This window comes from Nonomuraea sp. NPDC003754, from assembly GCF_053605785.1.
In genome coordinates this window covers 57454-73543 of the sequence record NZ_JBSGJX010000029.1, presented here as the reverse complement: position 1 = coordinate 73543, position 16090 = coordinate 57454, and the positions used below count along the sequence as shown (strand labels likewise).

General features: G+C 72.3%; 21 protein-coding genes. 11 read left to right on the top strand and 10 right to left on the bottom strand.

The window, feature by feature from the left end; all coding sequences use genetic code 11:
* Positions 1–100 precede the first annotated feature (100 nt).
* A complete protein-coding gene (locus ACWEVS_RS30665; protein ID WP_452554298.1) occupies positions 101–478 on the bottom strand; it encodes a cupin domain-containing protein in 378 nt (125 codons plus the stop codon).
* A complete protein-coding gene (locus tag ACWEVS_RS30660; RefSeq protein WP_452554297.1) occupies positions 478–852 on the bottom strand; it encodes a cupin domain-containing protein in 375 nt (124 codons plus the stop codon). The genes ACWEVS_RS30665 and ACWEVS_RS30660 overlap by 1 nt, the downstream gene beginning before the upstream one ends.
* Before the next feature lie 72 nt (positions 853–924).
* On the opposite strand from ACWEVS_RS30660, the gene ACWEVS_RS30655 reads away from it, so the two are divergent.
* Positions 925–1374: a MarR family winged helix-turn-helix transcriptional regulator gene (locus tag ACWEVS_RS30655; protein ID WP_452418860.1), complete on the top strand. Its 450-nt coding sequence runs from the start codon at positions 925–927 to the stop codon at positions 1372–1374.
* On the opposite strand, the gene ACWEVS_RS30650 is transcribed toward ACWEVS_RS30655, so the two are convergent.
* The 6 genes from ACWEVS_RS30650 to ACWEVS_RS30625 all read right to left on the bottom strand — a co-directional run bounded on the left by ACWEVS_RS30650 (position 1365) and on the right by ACWEVS_RS30625 (position 7936).
* Positions 1365–2657, bottom strand: coding sequence for a nucleobase:cation symporter-2 family protein (locus ACWEVS_RS30650; protein WP_449931218.1), 1293 nt, complete (start codon positions 2655–2657; stop codon positions 1365–1367). The genes ACWEVS_RS30655 and ACWEVS_RS30650 overlap by 10 nt on opposite strands.
* Positions 2658–2794: 137 nt before the next feature.
* Positions 2795–2965 carry a hypothetical protein gene (locus ACWEVS_RS30645; RefSeq protein WP_354916437.1) on the bottom strand — a complete coding sequence of 57 codons (171 nt, stop codon included), beginning with the start codon at positions 2963–2965 and terminating at the stop codon, positions 2795–2797.
* Positions 2966–3541: 576 nt separating this feature from the next.
* Complete coding sequence (locus ACWEVS_RS30640; RefSeq protein WP_452554296.1) at positions 3542–3937, bottom strand: hypothetical protein; 396 nt, start codon at positions 3935–3937, stop codon at positions 3542–3544.
* A gap of 237 nt (positions 3938–4174) precedes the next feature.
* Complete coding sequence (locus ACWEVS_RS30635; RefSeq protein ID WP_452554295.1) at positions 4175–5548, bottom strand: Dyp-type peroxidase; 1374 nt, start codon at positions 5546–5548, stop codon at positions 4175–4177.
* A gap of 106 nt (positions 5549–5654) precedes the next feature.
* Entirely contained in the window at positions 5655–6890 is a 1236-nt protein-coding gene (locus tag ACWEVS_RS30630; RefSeq protein WP_354916445.1) for an alpha/beta family hydrolase, read from the bottom strand.
* A gap of 56 nt (positions 6891–6946) precedes the next feature.
* On the bottom strand, positions 6947–7936 hold the full coding sequence (locus ACWEVS_RS30625) for a serine hydrolase domain-containing protein (RefSeq protein WP_452554294.1): 990 nt from the start codon (positions 7934–7936) through the stop codon (positions 6947–6949).
* A gap of 185 nt (positions 7937–8121) precedes the next feature.
* On the opposite strand from ACWEVS_RS30625, the gene ACWEVS_RS30620 reads away from it, so the two are divergent.
* Positions 8122–8502, top strand: a complete 381-nt coding sequence (locus ACWEVS_RS30620) for a hypothetical protein (RefSeq protein ID WP_452554293.1) — start codon at positions 8122–8124, stop codon at positions 8500–8502.
* Here the strand turns inward: ACWEVS_RS30620 and ACWEVS_RS30615 are convergent.
* Together ACWEVS_RS30615 and ACWEVS_RS30610 are read right to left on the bottom strand one after the other, a co-directional pair.
* Positions 8478–8972 carry a DUF523 domain-containing protein gene (locus ACWEVS_RS30615; RefSeq protein ID WP_354916452.1) on the bottom strand — a complete coding sequence of 165 codons (495 nt, stop codon included), beginning with the start codon at positions 8970–8972 and terminating at the stop codon, positions 8478–8480. The two genes, ACWEVS_RS30620 and ACWEVS_RS30615, sit on opposite strands and share 25 nt — an antisense overlap.
* Before the next feature lie 4 nt (positions 8973–8976).
* Entirely contained in the window at positions 8977–9138 is a 162-nt protein-coding gene (locus tag ACWEVS_RS30610; RefSeq protein WP_449931205.1) for a DUF6069 family protein, read from the bottom strand.
* A 120-nt stretch (positions 9139–9258) separates the two neighbouring features.
* Here ACWEVS_RS30610 and ACWEVS_RS30605 point away from each other — a divergent pair, with 120 nt between their 5' ends.
* The 9 genes from ACWEVS_RS30605 to ACWEVS_RS30565 all read left to right on the top strand — a co-directional run bounded on the left by ACWEVS_RS30605 (position 9259) and on the right by ACWEVS_RS30565 (position 16054).
* Positions 9259–9621 carry a hypothetical protein gene (locus ACWEVS_RS30605; protein WP_452554292.1) on the top strand — a complete coding sequence of 121 codons (363 nt, stop codon included), beginning with the start codon at positions 9259–9261 and terminating at the stop codon, positions 9619–9621.
* 61 nt (positions 9622–9682) lie between these two features.
* The gene (locus ACWEVS_RS30600) at positions 9683–10066 is read left to right on the top strand and encodes a hypothetical protein (RefSeq protein WP_354916465.1); all 384 of its coding nucleotides are present in this window, start codon (positions 9683–9685) and stop codon (positions 10064–10066) included.
* A 31-nt stretch (positions 10067–10097) separates the two neighbouring features.
* Positions 10098–10727, top strand: coding sequence for an SRPBCC family protein (locus ACWEVS_RS30595; protein WP_452418869.1), 630 nt, complete (start codon positions 10098–10100; stop codon positions 10725–10727).
* A gap of 281 nt (positions 10728–11008) precedes the next feature.
* Positions 11009–12268 (top strand): CynX/NimT family MFS transporter, encoded by a 1260-nt coding sequence (locus tag ACWEVS_RS30590; RefSeq protein WP_452554291.1) that lies wholly within the window; start codon positions 11009–11011, stop codon positions 12266–12268.
* Positions 12265–13101, top strand: a complete 837-nt coding sequence (locus tag ACWEVS_RS30585) for a metal-dependent hydrolase (RefSeq protein WP_452554290.1) — start codon at positions 12265–12267, stop codon at positions 13099–13101. Before ACWEVS_RS30590 ends, ACWEVS_RS30585 begins: the two co-directional genes overlap by 4 nt.
* 57 nt (positions 13102–13158) lie before the next feature.
* Positions 13159–14337, top strand: coding sequence for an amidohydrolase (locus ACWEVS_RS30580; RefSeq protein WP_452554289.1), 1179 nt, complete (start codon positions 13159–13161; stop codon positions 14335–14337).
* A gap of 62 nt (positions 14338–14399) precedes the next feature.
* Positions 14400–14615, top strand: a complete 216-nt coding sequence (locus ACWEVS_RS30575) for an RNA polymerase subunit sigma-70 (RefSeq protein ID WP_452418874.1) — start codon at positions 14400–14402, stop codon at positions 14613–14615.
* A gap of 2 nt (positions 14616–14617) precedes the next feature.
* Complete coding sequence (locus ACWEVS_RS30570; protein WP_452554288.1) at positions 14618–15157, top strand: Clp protease N-terminal domain-containing protein; 540 nt, start codon at positions 14618–14620, stop codon at positions 15155–15157.
* 333 nt (positions 15158–15490) lie between these two features.
* Positions 15491–16054 carry a GNAT family N-acetyltransferase gene (locus tag ACWEVS_RS30565; RefSeq protein WP_452554287.1) on the top strand — a complete coding sequence of 188 codons (564 nt, stop codon included), beginning with the start codon at positions 15491–15493 and terminating at the stop codon, positions 16052–16054.
* The last annotated feature ends 36 nt before the right edge of the window (positions 16055–16090 follow it).

The window sequence follows — 16090 nt, the reverse complement described above, 5'->3', positions numbered from 1 at the left end:
GTCGGAGGCCGTTTTGTGGCCCCGGGGTGAGTTCCGGTCATGGCTCGTCCGTTCTCGACGCCGAACCGTACGGGCTCGGTTTCCGAGAGTCAGGGGCTATTCACTGCGCCCATGGTGGGATGAAAGGCTCCATTCCCGGCATGATGGCCCGGCCGCCGACGGGCAGCACCGCGACGAGTTCGGCGGGCTCGCCGTACGGGTTGCCCAGGGCGAACGGCGTGTGCGGCGGCACGATCAGCGCATCGCCGGCGGTGAGCGCATGCGCCTCATCCGCCACGGTCGCGCGCACGCCGCCGGACAGCACGACGAAGATCTCCTCCCTGTCGACCATGTGGACGTTGTCGTCGGGTGCGCCCGAGGCGATCGTGAAGCGCCAGGCGCAGGTCTCTCGCGCGCCCCTGCTGGGCGCCGCCAGGCCGGTGGCGGTGACGTGGGGGACGGCGAAGGTGGGCGCGTCGGCGCCGCGGACGACGGTCATCACACCGCCGCCGGCGGGACGAGAGTGGTGCCGTCGGCCAGCGTGGCCAGGGCGCCGACGGGCAGTGCGACGATCAGCTCCATCGGCTCGGCGTGCGGGTTGCCCAGGCCGAACCGGACGCCCGCCGGCACCACGATCGCGTCGCCCGAGGTGATGGTGTGCTCGGTCCCGTCGAGGCGCGCCACGCCGCTGCCCGCGATGACGACCAGGACTTCCTCGCGGTCGAAGGAGTGCTCGTTCGGTTCGGAGCCCGGCGCGACCGTGGTGCGCCAGACGCAGGTCTCCGACGCGCCCCGGCTCGGCGCCGCCAGGCCGGTGAAGCGGGTGGTGCCGATGGTGTAAACGGGAGCGTCCGCTCCGCTCACGATAGGCATGGGTGGTATCCTTTCCGCAGATCTACAACCAAGGTGTTCAACCATGGTTGTATATCCGAGGAGGGGTTGTCAATGGATTTCGGTGTGCTGCTCGGGCTCGCCTTCAACCAGTTCGTCGCCGAGCTCCACGAGCACCTGGCCGAACACGGGTTCACCGACCTGCGGCCCACGTTCGGCTACGCGTTCAAGGTGCTGGCGGTGGAGCCCACCACGACCAGCGGGCTCGCCGCCAAGCTGCAGATCACCCCGCAGGGCGCCGCCAAGACGGTCGAGGAGATGGTGGCCGCCGGATACGTCGAACGGGTCGCCGACCCCGCCGACGGGCGGGTGAAGATGCTGCACCTCACCGGCGCCGCCCGCGCGCTGATGGCGACCGCGCACGACTTCCACGTGAACTTCGAGCGGCGGATGGCCGCCGAGCTGGGCGAGGCCGAGGTGGCGACGCTGCGCGAGGTGCTCGGCGCGGTGGTGGCGCGCAGCGACTCACCCGACGGCCTGGCGCGCACGCTGCGTCAGCTCTGAGGGGCCACCTTCCTGCCGGTGTGGTTGAAGAGCAGGTTGAGCAGGATGACCGCGACACAACCGGCGCTGATGCCGCTGTGCATGATGATCTGGAACCAGTGGGGGAACCTGTCGTAGATCCCCTCGGCGCCCAGCGGCACCAGCGCGATGCCGATCGACACCGCCACGACGAGCAGGTTGGAGTTGCCGGCGAAGCTCACCCTCGACAGCGTGCGGATGCCCGTGGCGGCGACCGTGCCGAACATCGCCAGCCCCGCCCCGCCGAGCACCGCGGACGGCACCGCGGCCACGATGGCGCCGAGCATCGGGAACAACCCGAGCAGCACCAGGATGCCGCCGGCCGCCGCGACCACCCAGCGGCTCCGGACGCCCGTCAGGCCGACCAGGCCGACGTTCTGCGCGAAGGCGGTGTAGGGGAAGGTGTTGAAGACGCCGCCGAGCGCCGTCGACAGGCCGTCGGCGCGCAGGCCGTCGGCCAGCCGCCCCGGCCGCAGCTCCGACTCGGTGATCTCGGCCACCGCGATGAAGTCGCCCGTCGTCTCCGTCATCGACACCAGCATCACGATGGTCATCGAGACGATGGCGGCCGCCTCGAAGGTGGGCATCCCGAAGTGGAACGGCGTGCTGACGCCGAGCAGGCCGGCCTGCCCGACATGGGAGAAGTCGGTGAACCCGAACGGGATGGCGGCCAGCGTGCCGATCACGATCCCCAGCAGCACCGCGATGCGCGCCAGCGCGGGCGGGGCGAACCGGTGGAGGGCGATGACGAGCGCCAGGACGCCCGCGGCGAGCGCGATGTTGCGCGGCTCGCCGTACGTCGGAGCGCCCGCGCCTCCCGCCGCCCACGTGGCGGCCACCGGCAGCAGCGAGATCCCGATGATCGTGATGACCGTGCCGGTCACCAGCGGCGGGAAGAAGCGCAGCAGCCTGCTGAAGAACGGCGCGATCGCCACCACCAGCAGTCCTGAGACGATCACCGCTCCGTAGATCGCGGGCAGCCCGCCGCCGGTCGTGCCGATGAGCACCATGGGCGTGACGGCGGCGAAGGTGCAGCCCTGCATGATCGGCAGGCGGACACCGAAGCGCCACACACCCACGCACTGGATCAGCGTGGCGATGCCGGAGACGAGCAGGTCGGCGTTGATGAGGTAGGCGAGGTCCGCGGGCGGGAGCTTCATCGCGCCGCCGACGATGAGGGGCACCGCGACCGCTCCCGCGTACATCGCGAGCACGTGCTGCAGGCCGAGGGCGGCGGTCTGGGGGAGGGGTAAGCGTTGGTCCACCGGGTGTGTCATGTGGCGCTCCGGAGGTCGGGGGGATGCGGCCAGTACATCAACCGCGTGTCTCCCGCGCGCGTCCCCCGCTCACGAAACTCGGGCCCGTGAACCGTGGCGGTTTTGGAGGATCCTCCAGCGCGTTCCTACCGGGGACCGGCCAGGCCCTGGGCGGTGCCGTGCGGGCGGCCGGTGTCGGCGGCCGCCGCGGTCAGCCGGAGCGCCCCGAACACCAAAGCGCCCACGAGGAGCAGGAACAGGATCACCCCGATCACCACCAGGTGCCGGCGCGGTTTCGGCGGCGGGCCGTAGACCACCGGCGGGAGCTCGTCCGGCGTGTACGGCAGGCGGACCGTCCCCGGCCCCTCGAAGGCCGACTGCCCCGGCGGCCCGGCAGGCGAGCCCGGACGCGGCCCCGCGGGCGGCCCGGGATGAGGCCCGGTGGACGGCGGCCCGGCATAGGGCCCGGCATGGGGCCCGGCATGAGGCCCGGTATGAGGCCCGGCGTGCGGCCCCGTGGGCGGGCCGACATGAGGGCCGGTGGACGGCGGCCCGGCATAGGGCCCGGCATAGGGCCCGGGATGCGGGCCGGCGTGCGGTCCCGTGGGTGGCCCGGCGTGTGGTCCTGTGGGTGGTGGGGCGGGCGGTCTCGCCGGAGGCTGGACCGGCAGCGGCTGGCTCGGCTGGCCCGGCTGCGGACGCCGGATGCGGACCGTGTGGTCGGGATCGCCCTCTGACGTCATGCATCCCCCCGCGAACCTCGACGATCTCTCCCGCTGAATATAGCCAGCGGTCCCACATCGCGATACCGATCCGGCATTGCTCGCATGCCACGAATTCTGGTGACAGGAGCGGAGGGCGGGCACGGCGACCCGGCCATGCGGGGGCGGGGACTATCGGGTGGGCCACTGACCGGGCGGAGGCGGCTGCTGCCAGCCCGGCGCCTGCTGCTGGTACGGCTCGCGCGGCGGCGGGGTGCGGCGGGCGACCACGCCGGCGATCAGCAGACCGGTGCCGATCACGCCGACCAACATGAACACGAACCCGGCCACGGCGTTCACCAGCGCGAACATCTCGTAGCCGGCCGACTCGACGACTGCGGGGAGCAGGACCTGCCATACCCCTTGCAGGATGGCGCCCAGCAGCAGCAAGACGCAGCCGGTCAGGCCGAACGTGGCCGCCCTGCCGTGCTCGCCCCTGGCGCGGGCGGTCAGCACGATGCCGACGACGGAGAGGATCAGCGACGGGATGATGAACAGGAGCCCCATGAAGGCGTTGCCGATGCTCATAAGCCGTGGATGCTACGGCATCAGGCCTGATCCGCACAGGCCTCCGCAGGCCGTGGATCCCGTACCGCCCGGGGCGGCCGGGCGAGGGACGACCCGGGGACGACCGGGCGGGGGACGAACCGGGGGACGGACGGGCGAGGGACGACCCTGGGGACGGACGGGCGAGGGACGACCCTGGGGACGGACGGGCGGGGGATAGCCCGGGGTACGGCCGGCCGTACCCCGGGCCCGGGAGGGTCAGAGGGCGCGCAGGTAGGCCAGGGAGGGCATGAAGAAGTACTCCCCGCCCCGCATCGTGACCGTCTGAGCGACCTGTGCCTGCGGCGCCGACTGCTCCGGCCTGCCCCAGACCTTGGGGAAGGCGACCTTGATGTCGCGGACGCCCTGCCCGATCACCGGGTCGTGCCCGGTGCCCGGGTTGAGGAAGTCGGCGTTGTCGGCCCAGTCGCGCTGGGTGAACTCGAACTGGTTCTCCAGGCTCGAGTTGAACGCCATGAACAGCAGCCCCACGCCGCCGCTCGGCCTGGTCTCCGGCGGGGCGTCGTCCCACGGCCGGTCGGCGCGCTCGCCGTAGGTCTGGCCGCGCCGGGCCATCAGCACGTTCCTGATGCTGTCGAACCGGGGGTTGGTCTTGCGGATGTGGCCGCTGAACGGGCACTTGTCGCCGGTGTCGGCGTCGAAGGTGAAGTCGTTGCCGACCGGGCCGCCGCCCGCTCTGGCCTTCTCCGTGATCGGGGTGCCGTCCTTGAAGCGGCCGACCAGCATCGCGCCGGCCCGGTCGCGGTCGGCGCCGGTCAGGCCGAGGGCGTCGGCCAGGTCCCGCTCGATCTCCTTGAAGGCCCTGACGTCCTGCTCCAGCTTGCGGAAGACGAAGTAGCTGCCGAAGTGCCGGTTCGCGTCGGGCGCGAACGGGTCGGCGACCAGCACGTTGCCCAGCGGGAAGGCCGGGTTCCAGTGCTTGCGCGGCTCCTTGGCGACCTCGTCGGCGACGAACAGCGGCTGGCTGCGGCCGTCGACGTAGCCGAAGTGCTCGATGCCGTCGCCCGCCGGGTTGCGCATGCCGGCGCCGGTCTCCTCGCCGAGCACCCGGGCGGTGCCGGGCAGCTGGCCGAGGATCTCCTTCCTGACCTTGGCGACGGGCTCGGGCCGGGCGTCGCCGATGAGCACGACGATGTGGATCTCGCGCTGGTAGGCCGCCTCCCACTCGGTCACGGCAGGGTCGTTGACCTCGGTGATCCTGCGCTTCATGCCGTCGCGGAAGGCGCGGTCGCCGAACCTGCGCAGGTCCTCGACGCTGTGGCCGAGGTCGCGGTAGCCGGCCTTGCTGATGCCGATCCCGACGTACGGCGTGCCGGGCCGCCCGTCCTTGCCGAAGGCCCGCACCTCTTCAAGGTGCTTGCGGGCGGACTTGAGATGTCTGGTGGCAATTGTCCGCAAAAAGCGCTTGCCATCTGAAATGTCGTTGAATCTGATGAAAAGGAGAGAAAGGTGCTCGCGAACATGAGCGCGCAGGATGTTCGGCTGGAGATTGTCGAGCATCTCCTTGGTGTCCGCGTCGAGCGTGGCCGAATCCCAGGCCAGAGGTCGTGCGTTGGTGAGGTCGACAGGCATGTGCCGATTTCCTTCCCCGTAGCGATGTGTCGCCGGGCCCCCATGTCCGGTGTCACTGTTTGACTCGGGAAATCGGCAAAAGGTTTGGATCATCCTGCCGAGGTGCTCAACGGTTGAGATGCCGCGCGAACCACGCGCTCGCCAGCTCGGCCACCACCTGGAGCGTTCCCGGCTCCTCGAACAGGTGCGTCGCGCCGGGCACGATCTCCAGCTTGTTGGGGCAGTGGAGCTGCTGCTGCGCCGCGCGGTTCAGCGACAGCACCGTGTGGTCACGCTCGCCCACGACGAGCAGCGTCGGCGCGGTCACCTCGCGCAGCCGGGCGCCCGCCAGGTCGGGGCGGCCGCCGCGGGAGACGACGGCGGCGATCTCGTCGCGCAGCTCGGCGGCCGCCCACAGCGCCGCCGCCGCGCCCGTGCTGGCGCCGAAGAAGCCGATCCGCGCCGCGGGCATCCGCCGGCGCACCCAGGCCGTGGCCCTGAGCAGCCGCTCGGCCAGCAGCGGGATGTCGAAGACGTCCTCGTCCTGGCGGGTCAGGTCGAACAGCAGGGTGCCCAGCCGCGCGTGGTTGAGCGTGGCGGCGACCTGCTGGTTGCGGGGGCTGTGCCGGCCGCTGCCGCTGCCGTGCGCGAACACCACGATCCCGCCCGCCCCCTGCGGCACGGTCAGCTCGACCTCGCCCACGAAGACGTCGGCGTCCGACAGCGTCTCGTGCGGCACGCCCGAGGACGCCCGGTCGAGCAGCTCGATCACCTCGTCCTCGCTGACCTGGTCGAAGTTCTCGTACCACTGCGAGATCGCCCGCAGCCCCTGCGGCTCGCTCAGGCACACCACCTCGTCGGCCTCGGGCAGCACCGTGCCGGGCGCCCGCACCGGCACGGCCACGACCACCTTCGCCGCCCTGTGCGCCCTGGCCACCGCGCACGCCGCCCGCGCCGTCGCACCCGTCGCGATGCCGTCGTCGACGACGATGACGGTACGGCCGGCCAGCGGGACCCTCGCCCGTCCCGCCCGCAGCCGCTCGGCCCGCTGCTCGATGACGGCGCGCTCCCGCTCGGCCACCCGCGCGGCGTCCTCGGGCGTCACGCCCGCCGCCCGCATCAGCGACTCGTTCTCGACGCGCACGCCGTCCTCGCCGAGGGCGCCGAACCCCAGTTCCGGCCGGCCCGGCACACCCAGCTTGCGCACCAGCGCCACGTCCAGCGGCGCGTCGAGCGCCCTGGCGATCTCGAAGGCGACGGCCACCCCGCCGCGCGGCAGCCCCAGGACGACGGGATCCTCCTTCGCCAGATGCCGCAGCTGGGCGGCGAGCCGCCGCCCAGCGTCCGCCCGATCGATGAACATGCCATGGAGCTTCCCCGCCGTCCGGGTTTGACACCGGACGCCCTGGTGAAGCGGGGTCAACTCGTGACGCGCGCCGCCAGCAGCCCGTCCAGGACGGCCTGGGTCGTCTCCCACACCTCGGGAGAGTCGTAACCGCCCGCGGTGGTGACCACGACCAGGCCGAGATCGCGGTGGACGACCAGGCGCTGGCCGCCGTTGCCGTTGCCCGCCACGAACGGCGGGCTGCCCGTGCCCAGCCACCACTGGTAGCCGTAGGCGGTGCCCTCGTCGACCTCCACCTTCGGGCGCAGCGCCCTGCCGAGCCACGAGGCGGGCACGACGCCCGCGCCGTCGTCCAGCACGGCCTGACCGATCCGCGCCAGGTCGCGTGGCGCCAGCCGCAGGCCCGAGGCGGCCGAGTGCACCCCGTCGTCGCCCGCCAGCCACTCGAACGCGCCGATGCCGAGCGGCTCGAACAGCCGCCTGCGCGCGAACTCGGGCAGCGGCAGGCCGGAGCCCTTGACGATGAGCCGGGCCAGGAGCGCCGACGCGCCGCCGCAGTAGTGCCAGCGCCGTCCCGGCTCCTCGACGATCGGCCGCTCCAGGACGAAGCGGTGCCGGTCGGGCGCGAGCTCCATCGCGATCTCGCTGTTCTCCGGCGTCGTGTACGGCAGGTCCTCCCGCCATTCCAGGCCCAGCGTCATGGTCAGCGCGTGCTCGACCTTCAGCGCCGCCCTTCGCGGGTCGGCGGCCAGGTCGGAGTACTCGGGGAAGTGCGCGAGCAGCGGCTGCTCAGGATCGGGCACCAGGCCGTCGGCCAGCGCGATGCCGTACAGGAGGCCGACGACGCTCTTGGTGACCGATCTGATGTCGTGCAGCGTGTCGGGGCCGAAGGTCACCACGCCGAGGGAGACGTTCCACGAGTGGTCCTCGCCCGCGCCGTACCGCTCGAACAGCAGCGCGCCGTCCTTGAGCACCACGAGCCCGTGCAACTCGCCGAACCTGGCCGCGAGCCGCTCCTCCAGGTTCGGTGCGAACCCCGCCTCGCCGGGGCTGATGTGTTTCATCGGCTTCATGGTGCCAGGACCTATGGGCTGACACGGTGTCAGGGTCAAGCCCGCGCGGAGAAGGGAAGGGTGGGGTCGGCGCCGGACCGCACCGGCGCCTGGGAGTGCTGGTACGCCCGCGGGCGTAGCGGCGATGCCCACGGCGGGCGGATTGCGGCGGCGGCCGTGCTTGCGAGCGTGGAAGCGTGAACAGCCTCAGGAAGATCCTCGGCGCGCTCGCCGCCGGCTACGCCCTCAGCTTCTACCTCGGCGCGCTGCTGCACGCCGGCGTGGCCATCGGCCCGGTCGCCGAGCCGGTCATCGTGCCCGCCGTCATCGTCGAGGCCCTCTGCGGCACCGCGCTGGTCACCGGCGCGTACGGCGCGCTCGCGGCCAGTCCATGGGCCTGGACGGGCCTGCGGCTCGGCCACGCCGTCGCGCTGGGCGGCGTCCTGCTCGGCGTCGTGGCCCGCACCCTCGGCGCGGGCCAGTCGACGCCGCTCAACGACTGGTACCACCGGATCATCGCCACCCTGCTCGTGCTGGGTCTGGCGGGATCCCTCTACGCCTCGAGGGCGCGCAGGTAGTCGCCCGCCTCGGCGATGTGGTCCTCGGTGAACACCTTGATGCCGTGCAGCTCCAGCAGGCTGGCGGTGACCCCCTGGCCAGGGGTCCTGCGGCCGCGGAAGGTGCCGTCGTAGATGGTCAGCGCGCCGCAGGACGGGCTGCCCTCCTTCAGGACGGCCATCTTGATGCCGAAGGAGCTCGCGGCTGCGAGAGCGCCCTGGGCGCCGGCCAGGAAGGCGCCGGTGACGTCGCTGCCCTCGGTGTCGAGCACGCGGGCGGCGCCCGCCAGCACGGCCGCGCCCCCCGCGCCGCCCTCGATCTCGGCGGCCGGCCGGGGCGTCGGCAGCCCGCCCTCGACCTCGGGGCAGAAGGGCACCAGCCTGCCCTGCTCGCGCCACTCGGCGAGCAGGGCGTCGGTGCTGGTCTTGGCGCCTCCGTCGTAGCGCACACGGCGGCCCATCAGGCAGGCGCTGACCAGGATTCGTTCCACTCCATCAATCGTAGGCGCCGCGCTCAGGGGATCGCCCGGCGGCCCTCGCGACCCCCGCGCTCCGCAGCCCGGGGATGAGGACGGCGGCCACGGCCAGGTGCATGAGCGCGAGCGCGCCCTTGGTGCCGCCCGACGCCTCCGCCGCGACGATCGGCAGGAAGGACACCAGCCCGCGCAGCGCTGACCGGCTCGGGCGGCGGGCGTCGCGGCCGGCACTCCGCGCACGCGTGCGCCGGGTGCCGGACGGTATCGAGACCGGCAGGGGCGCGCGGTAGCCTGTCCCGCGATGAACACCACCCTGGCGACCTGCGTCATCGTCGGCTCCCTGCTGCTGGCCCTGACGAGCCTCATCGTCGCGATCCGCAACCGCGCGATGGGCATGGTCCTGCTGATCGGTTTCGCCGTCCTGGAAGTGGCCGTGCTGGCCCAGGCGGGCGTGGCGATCGCCGGCGTCGCCGCCGGGCAGGGCCCGCAGGACAAGGCCACGCTGTTCGGCTACCTGGCCGGCACCGTGCTCATCCCGCCCGCGGGCGTGTTCCTGGCGTTGGCCGAGCGGAGCAGGTGGGGGTCGGCGATCCTGGTCGTCACCGGGTTCGCGATCGCGGTGATGACCGGACGGCTGCTGCAGATCTGGCAGGGCGTGGCATGACGGCGAGCGGACCGCGCTCCCGCCGGGGCCGCCGGGCGGGCACGGCGGGGCGGGGCGGCGCGTGAGCGGGCCCACCGGCATCGGCACCGGCCCGGGGCGGGCGCTGCTGGCCCTCTACGGACTGTTCGCGCTGGCCGCCGGGTCGCGGGCGGCCGTGCAGATCCTGACCAAGTTCGGCGAGGCGCCCCTGGCGTACTCGCTGTCGGCCTTCGCCGCCGCCGTCTACGTCCTGCTGACCGTCGCCCTCGCCCGCGGCGCGCGCCGCCTGGCCCTGTGGGCGCTCGGCATCGAGCTGGCGGGCGTCCTGGTCATCGGGACGGCCAGCCTGCTGGCGCCGTCGGCCTTCCCGCACGACACGGTCTGGTCCGCCTACGGCAGGGGCTACCTGTTCATTCCGCTCGTGCTGCCGCTCGTCGGCCTCTACTGGTTGCTGCGCAGGCGTTAGCCGGCCGCCCTTCTGGGCAGTTCGGGATGCCATGAGCACCATCGAACATTCAGTTGACGTCAAGGTTCCGGTCTCCGTCGCCTACAACCAGTGGACGCAGTTCGAGAGCTTCCCCGAATTCATGGAGGGCGTGGAGTCGGTCAAACAGGTGACCGACACGCGTACGCACTGGCTGGTCGACATCGCCGGGGTCACCAGGGAGTTCGACGCCGAGATCACCGAACAGCACCCGGACGAGCGGATCGCATGGCGCTCGGTCGACAAGCCGCACCAGGCCGGTGTGGTGACCTTCCACCGGCTCGACGACACGACCACCAGGGTCACGCTCCAGATGGAGTACGACCCCGAGGGCTTCGTCGAGACCGTCGGCGACTGGCTGCAGATCGTGCGCGCCCGCGTGCGCGGCGACCTCGAGCGGTTCAAGGACTTCATCGAGTCGCGCGGCGGCGAGACCGGCGCGTGGCGCGGTGACGTGCCGGGCAGGCATCAGCGCGGCTCCAGCGCGGGCACGGGCTACGGCGAGCCGTCACCGCCGAACGTCGTCGGCGGTGACGACTACCCCCGTGAGCCCCAGCTGCCCCCGCCCGGCCCTGGACCGGTCCCGCCCGCCGGTCGCCGTCCCGGCGAGGAGCCGCCGCCGGCTCCCGGCCCGATCCTCTAGTCGCTTGTCGTACGGGGTCGCGTGACCACGCGGGCGCGTGGGGCGTCGTCGCACAAGGGCCCCCGGGACGTCGCCGCGTGAGCCCGCCGGTACGTGACCTGGCGAGAAGCGCATCCCCCGCCCCCATCCCGCCCTCCGGGATGGGGGCTTTTTCGTGCGCGCGCGGCCTCCGCCGTGCCGCGCCGTCTCATGGGTCAGGAATAAACGTTTGTTTCAGTCCTGTTAGGCTGGTGACTCATCAAGTCATCCCATGATTCAACGACTGGAGGAATCGGTCCAGCATGAGCGTGCTCACCCAAGAGTCCAGAGGCGGCAGAACCGGCTCGTTGGCCTGGCTGCTCGTACTGGGAATCGTCCTCGCGGCGCTGAACCTGCGCACCGCCGTCACCAGCGTCGGCCCCCTGCTCGACCGGCTGGCCGCAGGCCTCGGCATGTCGAGCGTCGGAACGGGACTCCTCACCACCCTGCCCGTGCTCGCCTTCGCCACGGTCGGCGCGATCACGCCGTCCCTCGCCCGCAGGATCGGCGAGCACCGCCTGCTCCTGCTGGCGCTGGTCACGCTCGGCGTCGGGCTGGTGGTCAGGGCGTCGGTCGACTCGGCCCCGGTCTTCCTGCTGAGCAGCGCGGTCGCGCTGTCCGGCGGCGCGATCGGCAACGTGCTCATCCCCACCCTGATCAAGCGCCACTTCCCCGCCCGCGCGGGGGCCATGACCACCGTCTACACCACCGCCCTGGCGGTGGGCACCATGCTCGCCGCCTCCGCCACCGTCCCGATCGAGCGTGCCGCCGACGGCAACTGGCACGTCGCGCTCGGCGTGTGGGCGGCACTGGCGGTCGTCGCCGCCATTCCGTGGCTTGCGCTGTTGCGCAGTGAGCCGGAGCGGGACACCACCAGGTCGCAGGCGAGCCGCGGTCGTCTGGTGCGCAGCAAGCTGGCGTGGGCGGTGGCCGTCTACTTCGGCACCCAGTCGATGATCGCCTACATCATGTTCGGCTGGCTGGCCAAGATCCTCACCGACAGCGGCTACACCACCGGCCAGGCCGGGATGATCCTCGGCGTCTTCACCGCGCTGAGCATTCCCGTCTCCCTGGTGCTGCCGTCGCTGGCCACCCGCTTCCGCGACCAGCGGCCGGTCGTGGCGGGGCTCGTGGGCTTCTACGTGGTCGGCTTCCTCGGCCTGTGGTTCGCCCCGTCGTCGACCGCGTGGGTGTGGGTGCTGTTCGTGGGCATCGGGATGGGCTCGTTCCCGCTGGCGCTGACCATGCTCGCGCTGCGCACCCGCACCGCCGAGGCCACCGCCGCGCTGTCTGCCTTCGGGCAGAGCGTCGGCTACCTCATCGCCGGGGCGGGCCCGCTCCTGGTCGGCGTGCTGTACGAGGTGACCGGCGGGTGGCAGGTGCCGTACCTGATGATGCTCGCCGTCGTCGGCGTCCAGCTTCTCACCGGCTGGTACGCCGGGGGCAACCGCTTCCTCGAGGACGAGGGCACCCGCCGCCCCGTGCCGGCCGAGAAGGAGAAGGCTGAGACGATAGCGGTGTGAGATCCACTGTTGTCACTTTCCCGCAAGGCCAGGTCAGCGGCCGTTCCGAGATCGTGGGGTCCGTGCCGGCGGGGGTACGGCACGGCCTCGTCACCGCTTCCACTCCCTTCCACCCGCTCGACCACACCTGGCCGGACCAGCCCGCCGATCGCGGCACGATCGGCGGGCTGCCCGTCGTCGACTGCGTGACCGGCGCGGTGTCGGCCGAGGGCGAGGTCTTCCTCGGCGAGGACATCCCCGTACGGCGGGGCACCGACGGCTGGCAGTGGCTCGTCGTCCACGTCACCGAGGCGCCGATCGAGGTCGGGACCGAGGTCCACCTCGAGGTCGACGCCGCCCACCGCCGGGCGCTGTCGGCCGGGCACACCGGCTGCCACCTGGCCGCGCTGGCCCTCAACGCCGCGCTGGCGGGCCACTGGCGCAAGGAGGCCAGGCTCGACGCCCTCGGCCACCCCGACTTCGACCAGAGCGCGATCACCTCGTCGCGGATCATCCCCAACGGCAGCGTGGACGAGTACCGGCTGGGCAAGTCGCTGCGCAAGAAGGGCTTCTCCGCCGAGGGGCTCGACCTCGACGAGGTCGCCCGGCGGGCCGACGACACGCTCAAGGAGTGGATCGGCGCCGACGCGCCGGTCTGGATCGACGTGCCGGACCAGGGGCTCACCGCCCGCCGTACCTGGCACTGCGCGCTGCCCGAGGGGGAGGTCTCCATCCCGTGCGGCGGCACGCACGTGAAGCGCACCTCGCTGCTGGGCGCGGTGAGCGTGGCGCTCACGCTGTCGCCGGACGGCAGCGCGCTCACGATGCGCACGAGGGTCGCGCCCGCGGGCTGAGGTCCGAGGCCGCTGCCCGCGTCCTGTGCGGGGCATAGCGGTATACCATTAACTCCCATGACGACCGAGCTGCTGCTGCGCAACGCCAACCTCTGGGGCGCGGGCCCCGCCGACCTGGTGATCAGGGACGGCCGCATCGCCGAGATCGGGTCCGGGCTCCAGGGCGGCGCGGCCGCCGTCGAGGACCTCGGCGGCAAGCTGGTCATCCCCGGCCTCATCGACGGCCACGCCCACATCGACAAGACGCTGTGGGGCGGCCCGTGGACGCCCCACAACTCCGCGCCCGGCCTCATGGGCAAGATCCGCGGCGGCCAGGAGCGCCGCCCCGAACTCGGCATCCCCAGCGCCGACTACATCTCCGCCCTCCTGGCCAACATGATCACGCTGGGCACCACCCACGTCCGCACGCACGTGGACGTCGACACCCTCATGGGCCTGGACGCCGTCCACGCCGTCCGCGAGGCGCTCGCGCGCCACGAGGGCCGCATCACCGCCCAGCTCGTCGCCTTCCCGCAGGCCGGCCTGCTCATCGCGCCGGGCACCGACCGCCTGCTGGAGCAGGCGCTCGAGCAGGGCGTCGACCTCATCGGCGGCCTCGACCCTGCCGGTCTCGACAGCGACGCGGTCAAGCACTTCGACATCGTGTTCGGCCTGGCCGACAAGCACGGCGTCGGCGTCGACATCCATCTGCACGACCGCGGCTCGCTCGGCGAATGGCAGTACCGCCTCATCATCGAGCGCGCGAAGGTCCTCGGCCTGCGCGGCAAGGTCACCGTCAGTCACGGGTTCGCGCTCTCCGACGCTTCGCCCGCCGTACGGGCCGAACTGCTCGACGGGCTGGCCGAGGCGGGCGTCGCCATCGCCTCCATCGCCCCGCCGGGCCGGGCGATGCCGCTGAAGGAGCTGGCGGCGGCGGGCGTGCCGATGACCCTGGGCAACGACGGCGTGCGCGACCTGTGGAGCCCGTTCGGCACCGGGTGCATGCTCGACCGTGCGCTGCTGCAGGCCCAGCAGACCGGTCCGCTCGACGAGGACGTCGAGCTGGCCCTCGACGCGGCCACCTACGGCGGTGCGCGCGTCACCGGGCTGGACGGCTACGGCCTCGGCGTGGGCGACGTGGCCGACCTGGTCGTGATCGAGGCCCGCAACGCCGCCGAGGCGGTCTGCGTCCGGCCCGCCAGGTCGCTGGTGCTGAAGGCGGGCCGGGTCGTCGCCCGCGACGGCGCTCTCGTCTGACACGAGGCCGCTCTGTCAGCTTGGGTTGACAAGCGGGTGCTTGTCAGCACATGCTGACACTCATGAACGTCATCGAGCTCGCCGAGGCGGCCGCCGACAGGGACCCCGGCGTGGGGCTCGCCGCGGTGGCGGCCCTGCGCGGCTTGCTGGAGGAGCTGGAGGCCGTCCACGTCACCAACGCGCGGGCACAGGGCTGGTCGTGGGAGCAGATCGCCGACGCGCTGGGCGTCAGGCGGCAGTCCGCGCACCGCAAGCACGCCCGCAGGATCGGGAGGTAGCCGTGTTCTCGATGTTCGAGAGATTCACCGAACCGGCCCGCCGTGCCGTGATGCGCGCCGGGATCCTGTCCATGGACGCGGGCCGTACCGCCCTCGCCCCCGACCTGATGCTCCTCGGCCTGGCCGAGGAGCACCCGCTGCCCCACCTGCCCGCCGCCGAGGCGCTGCGCCCGCACCTCGACACCGGCCGCACCCGCGAACTGCTCGCCGCCATCGGCATCGACGTCGACGAGGTACGGCGGCGCACCCGCCACGGCGCCGACGACCCCGCCCGCTGGCGGCTCGGCCGCTCCCGCGTCAACCCGCTGCGCGTCACGCTGTCGGGCCCGCTCGGCATGCTGGCGCTCGAGCCGCACGCGCGGAAGGTCATCGAGGTGGCGATGTGGAAGCCCGGTCCGGTGACGGGCGAGCGGCTGCTGTGGGGGCTGCTGGCCGACGGCGCCGACGGCACCGCCGCCCTCCTGCGGCGCTGCGGAGCCGACGTGCCCGCGCTGGTGCGGGCCGCGGGCATCCCCGTCCACCGGCCCCGCCGTACCGCCTGAACCGCCCCCTCGGTGGCCGCCAGTCCGCCGCCTGCCCCACCCCTGCACCTCAGAGCGATCCTCGCCTCGGCCGCGGCCTCGGCCATCACGCATACCGAGAGCGCACGGCTGCCTGGCGTCGCCACATAAGACGCGGAAATCGACCGCAGCGTCACCGAGCAGGCCGAGAACCAGCTCCTCACCCCGCGGGCGTGGGGAGCTCTGACTGGCCGTACGACCTGGAGCGGGTCACGGAGATCGGCCCCTCTCGTCGAGGTGGTGCTTTCACGCGGGGGCGCGGTCGCGGGGTCGCGGATGAGAGATGATCAGTTGAATCTTTCAGGGAGGGCCTTGATGAATGTCACCTTGTGGGCGGACGCGACGCCGTCCGCCTCCGCGCTCATCCTGCGCCCCTGGAATGATGGCGACGTCGAACCGCTGATCAAGGCCTATCGCGATCCCACGCTGCGTCGTTGGACGAGGCTCCCGGTCGAGAGCGTCAAGGATGCGGTGGAGTGGCTGGAGCTCCAGAGACGTGGCTGGGAGACCGGAGAACGGCTGAGTTTCGCCGTGCATGACGATCATCCTGGCACCGACGGAATGCGGTTGGTCGGCAACGTGGTCATGAAGCGGTCCGGTCCCGGTAAGGAATCCGCGGAGGTCGGCTACTGGACGGCAGCGCATGCCCGTGGCCTGGGCGTGGCCCCCCGCGCTCTCGAAGCGCTCACCACGTGGGCCTTCGACGTCTTCGCGGTCGAAGGTCTGGAACGTCTCGACCTGCTCCACCAGGTGGACAATCTCGCCTCGTGCCGGGTCGCGGAGAAGGCGAGATACCAGTTTCACCAGGTCCTTCCGGCTCGGCCGCCTTTCCCGAGGGACGGCCACCTGCATGTACGACGGGCCGACACTCCTGCTTGACGGCTGGAGATCGCCGCCCGTCCGCGGTGTCGCAGG

Bases quoted from the DNA above. Each gene is read 5' to 3' on its own strand.
- ACWEVS_RS30640 (WP_452554296.1), bottom strand. From the start codon at position 3,937: ATGAGCATCGGCAACGCCTTCATGGGGCTCCTGTTCATCATCCCGTCG.
- ACWEVS_RS30630 (WP_354916445.1), bottom strand. From the start codon at position 6,890: ATGTTCATCGATCGGGCGGACGCTGGGCGGCGGCTCGCCGCCCAGCTG.
- ACWEVS_RS30605 (WP_452554292.1), top strand. From the start codon at position 9,259: ATGAACACCACCCTGGCGACCTGCGTCATCGTCGGCTCCCTGCTGCTG.
- ACWEVS_RS30655 (WP_452418860.1), top strand. From the start codon at position 925: ATGGATTTCGGTGTGCTGCTCGGGCTCGCCTTCAACCAGTTCGTCGCC.
- ACWEVS_RS30580 (WP_452554289.1), top strand. From the start codon at position 13,159: ATGACGACCGAGCTGCTGCTGCGCAACGCCAACCTCTGGGGCGCGGGC.
- ACWEVS_RS30635 (WP_452554295.1), bottom strand. From the start codon at position 5,548: ATGCCTGTCGACCTCACCAACGCACGACCTCTGGCCTGGGATTCGGCC.
- ACWEVS_RS30575 (WP_452418874.1), top strand. From the start codon at position 14,400: ATGAACGTCATCGAGCTCGCCGAGGCGGCCGCCGACAGGGACCCCGGC.
- ACWEVS_RS30625 (WP_452554294.1), bottom strand. From the start codon at position 7,936: ATGAAACACATCAGCCCCGGCGAGGCGGGGTTCGCACCGAACCTGGAG.
- ACWEVS_RS30595 (WP_452418869.1), top strand. From the start codon at position 10,098: ATGAGCACCATCGAACATTCAGTTGACGTCAAGGTTCCGGTCTCCGTC.
- ACWEVS_RS30660 (WP_452554297.1), bottom strand. From the start codon at position 852: ATGCCTATCGTGAGCGGAGCGGACGCTCCCGTTTACACCATCGGCACC.
- ACWEVS_RS30665 (WP_452554298.1), bottom strand. From the start codon at position 478: ATGACCGTCGTCCGCGGCGCCGACGCGCCCACCTTCGCCGTCCCCCAC.
- ACWEVS_RS30590 (WP_452554291.1), top strand. From the start codon at position 11,009: ATGAGCGTGCTCACCCAAGAGTCCAGAGGCGGCAGAACCGGCTCGTTG.
- ACWEVS_RS30565 (WP_452554287.1), top strand. From the start codon at position 15,491: ATGAATGTCACCTTGTGGGCGGACGCGACGCCGTCCGCCTCCGCGCTC.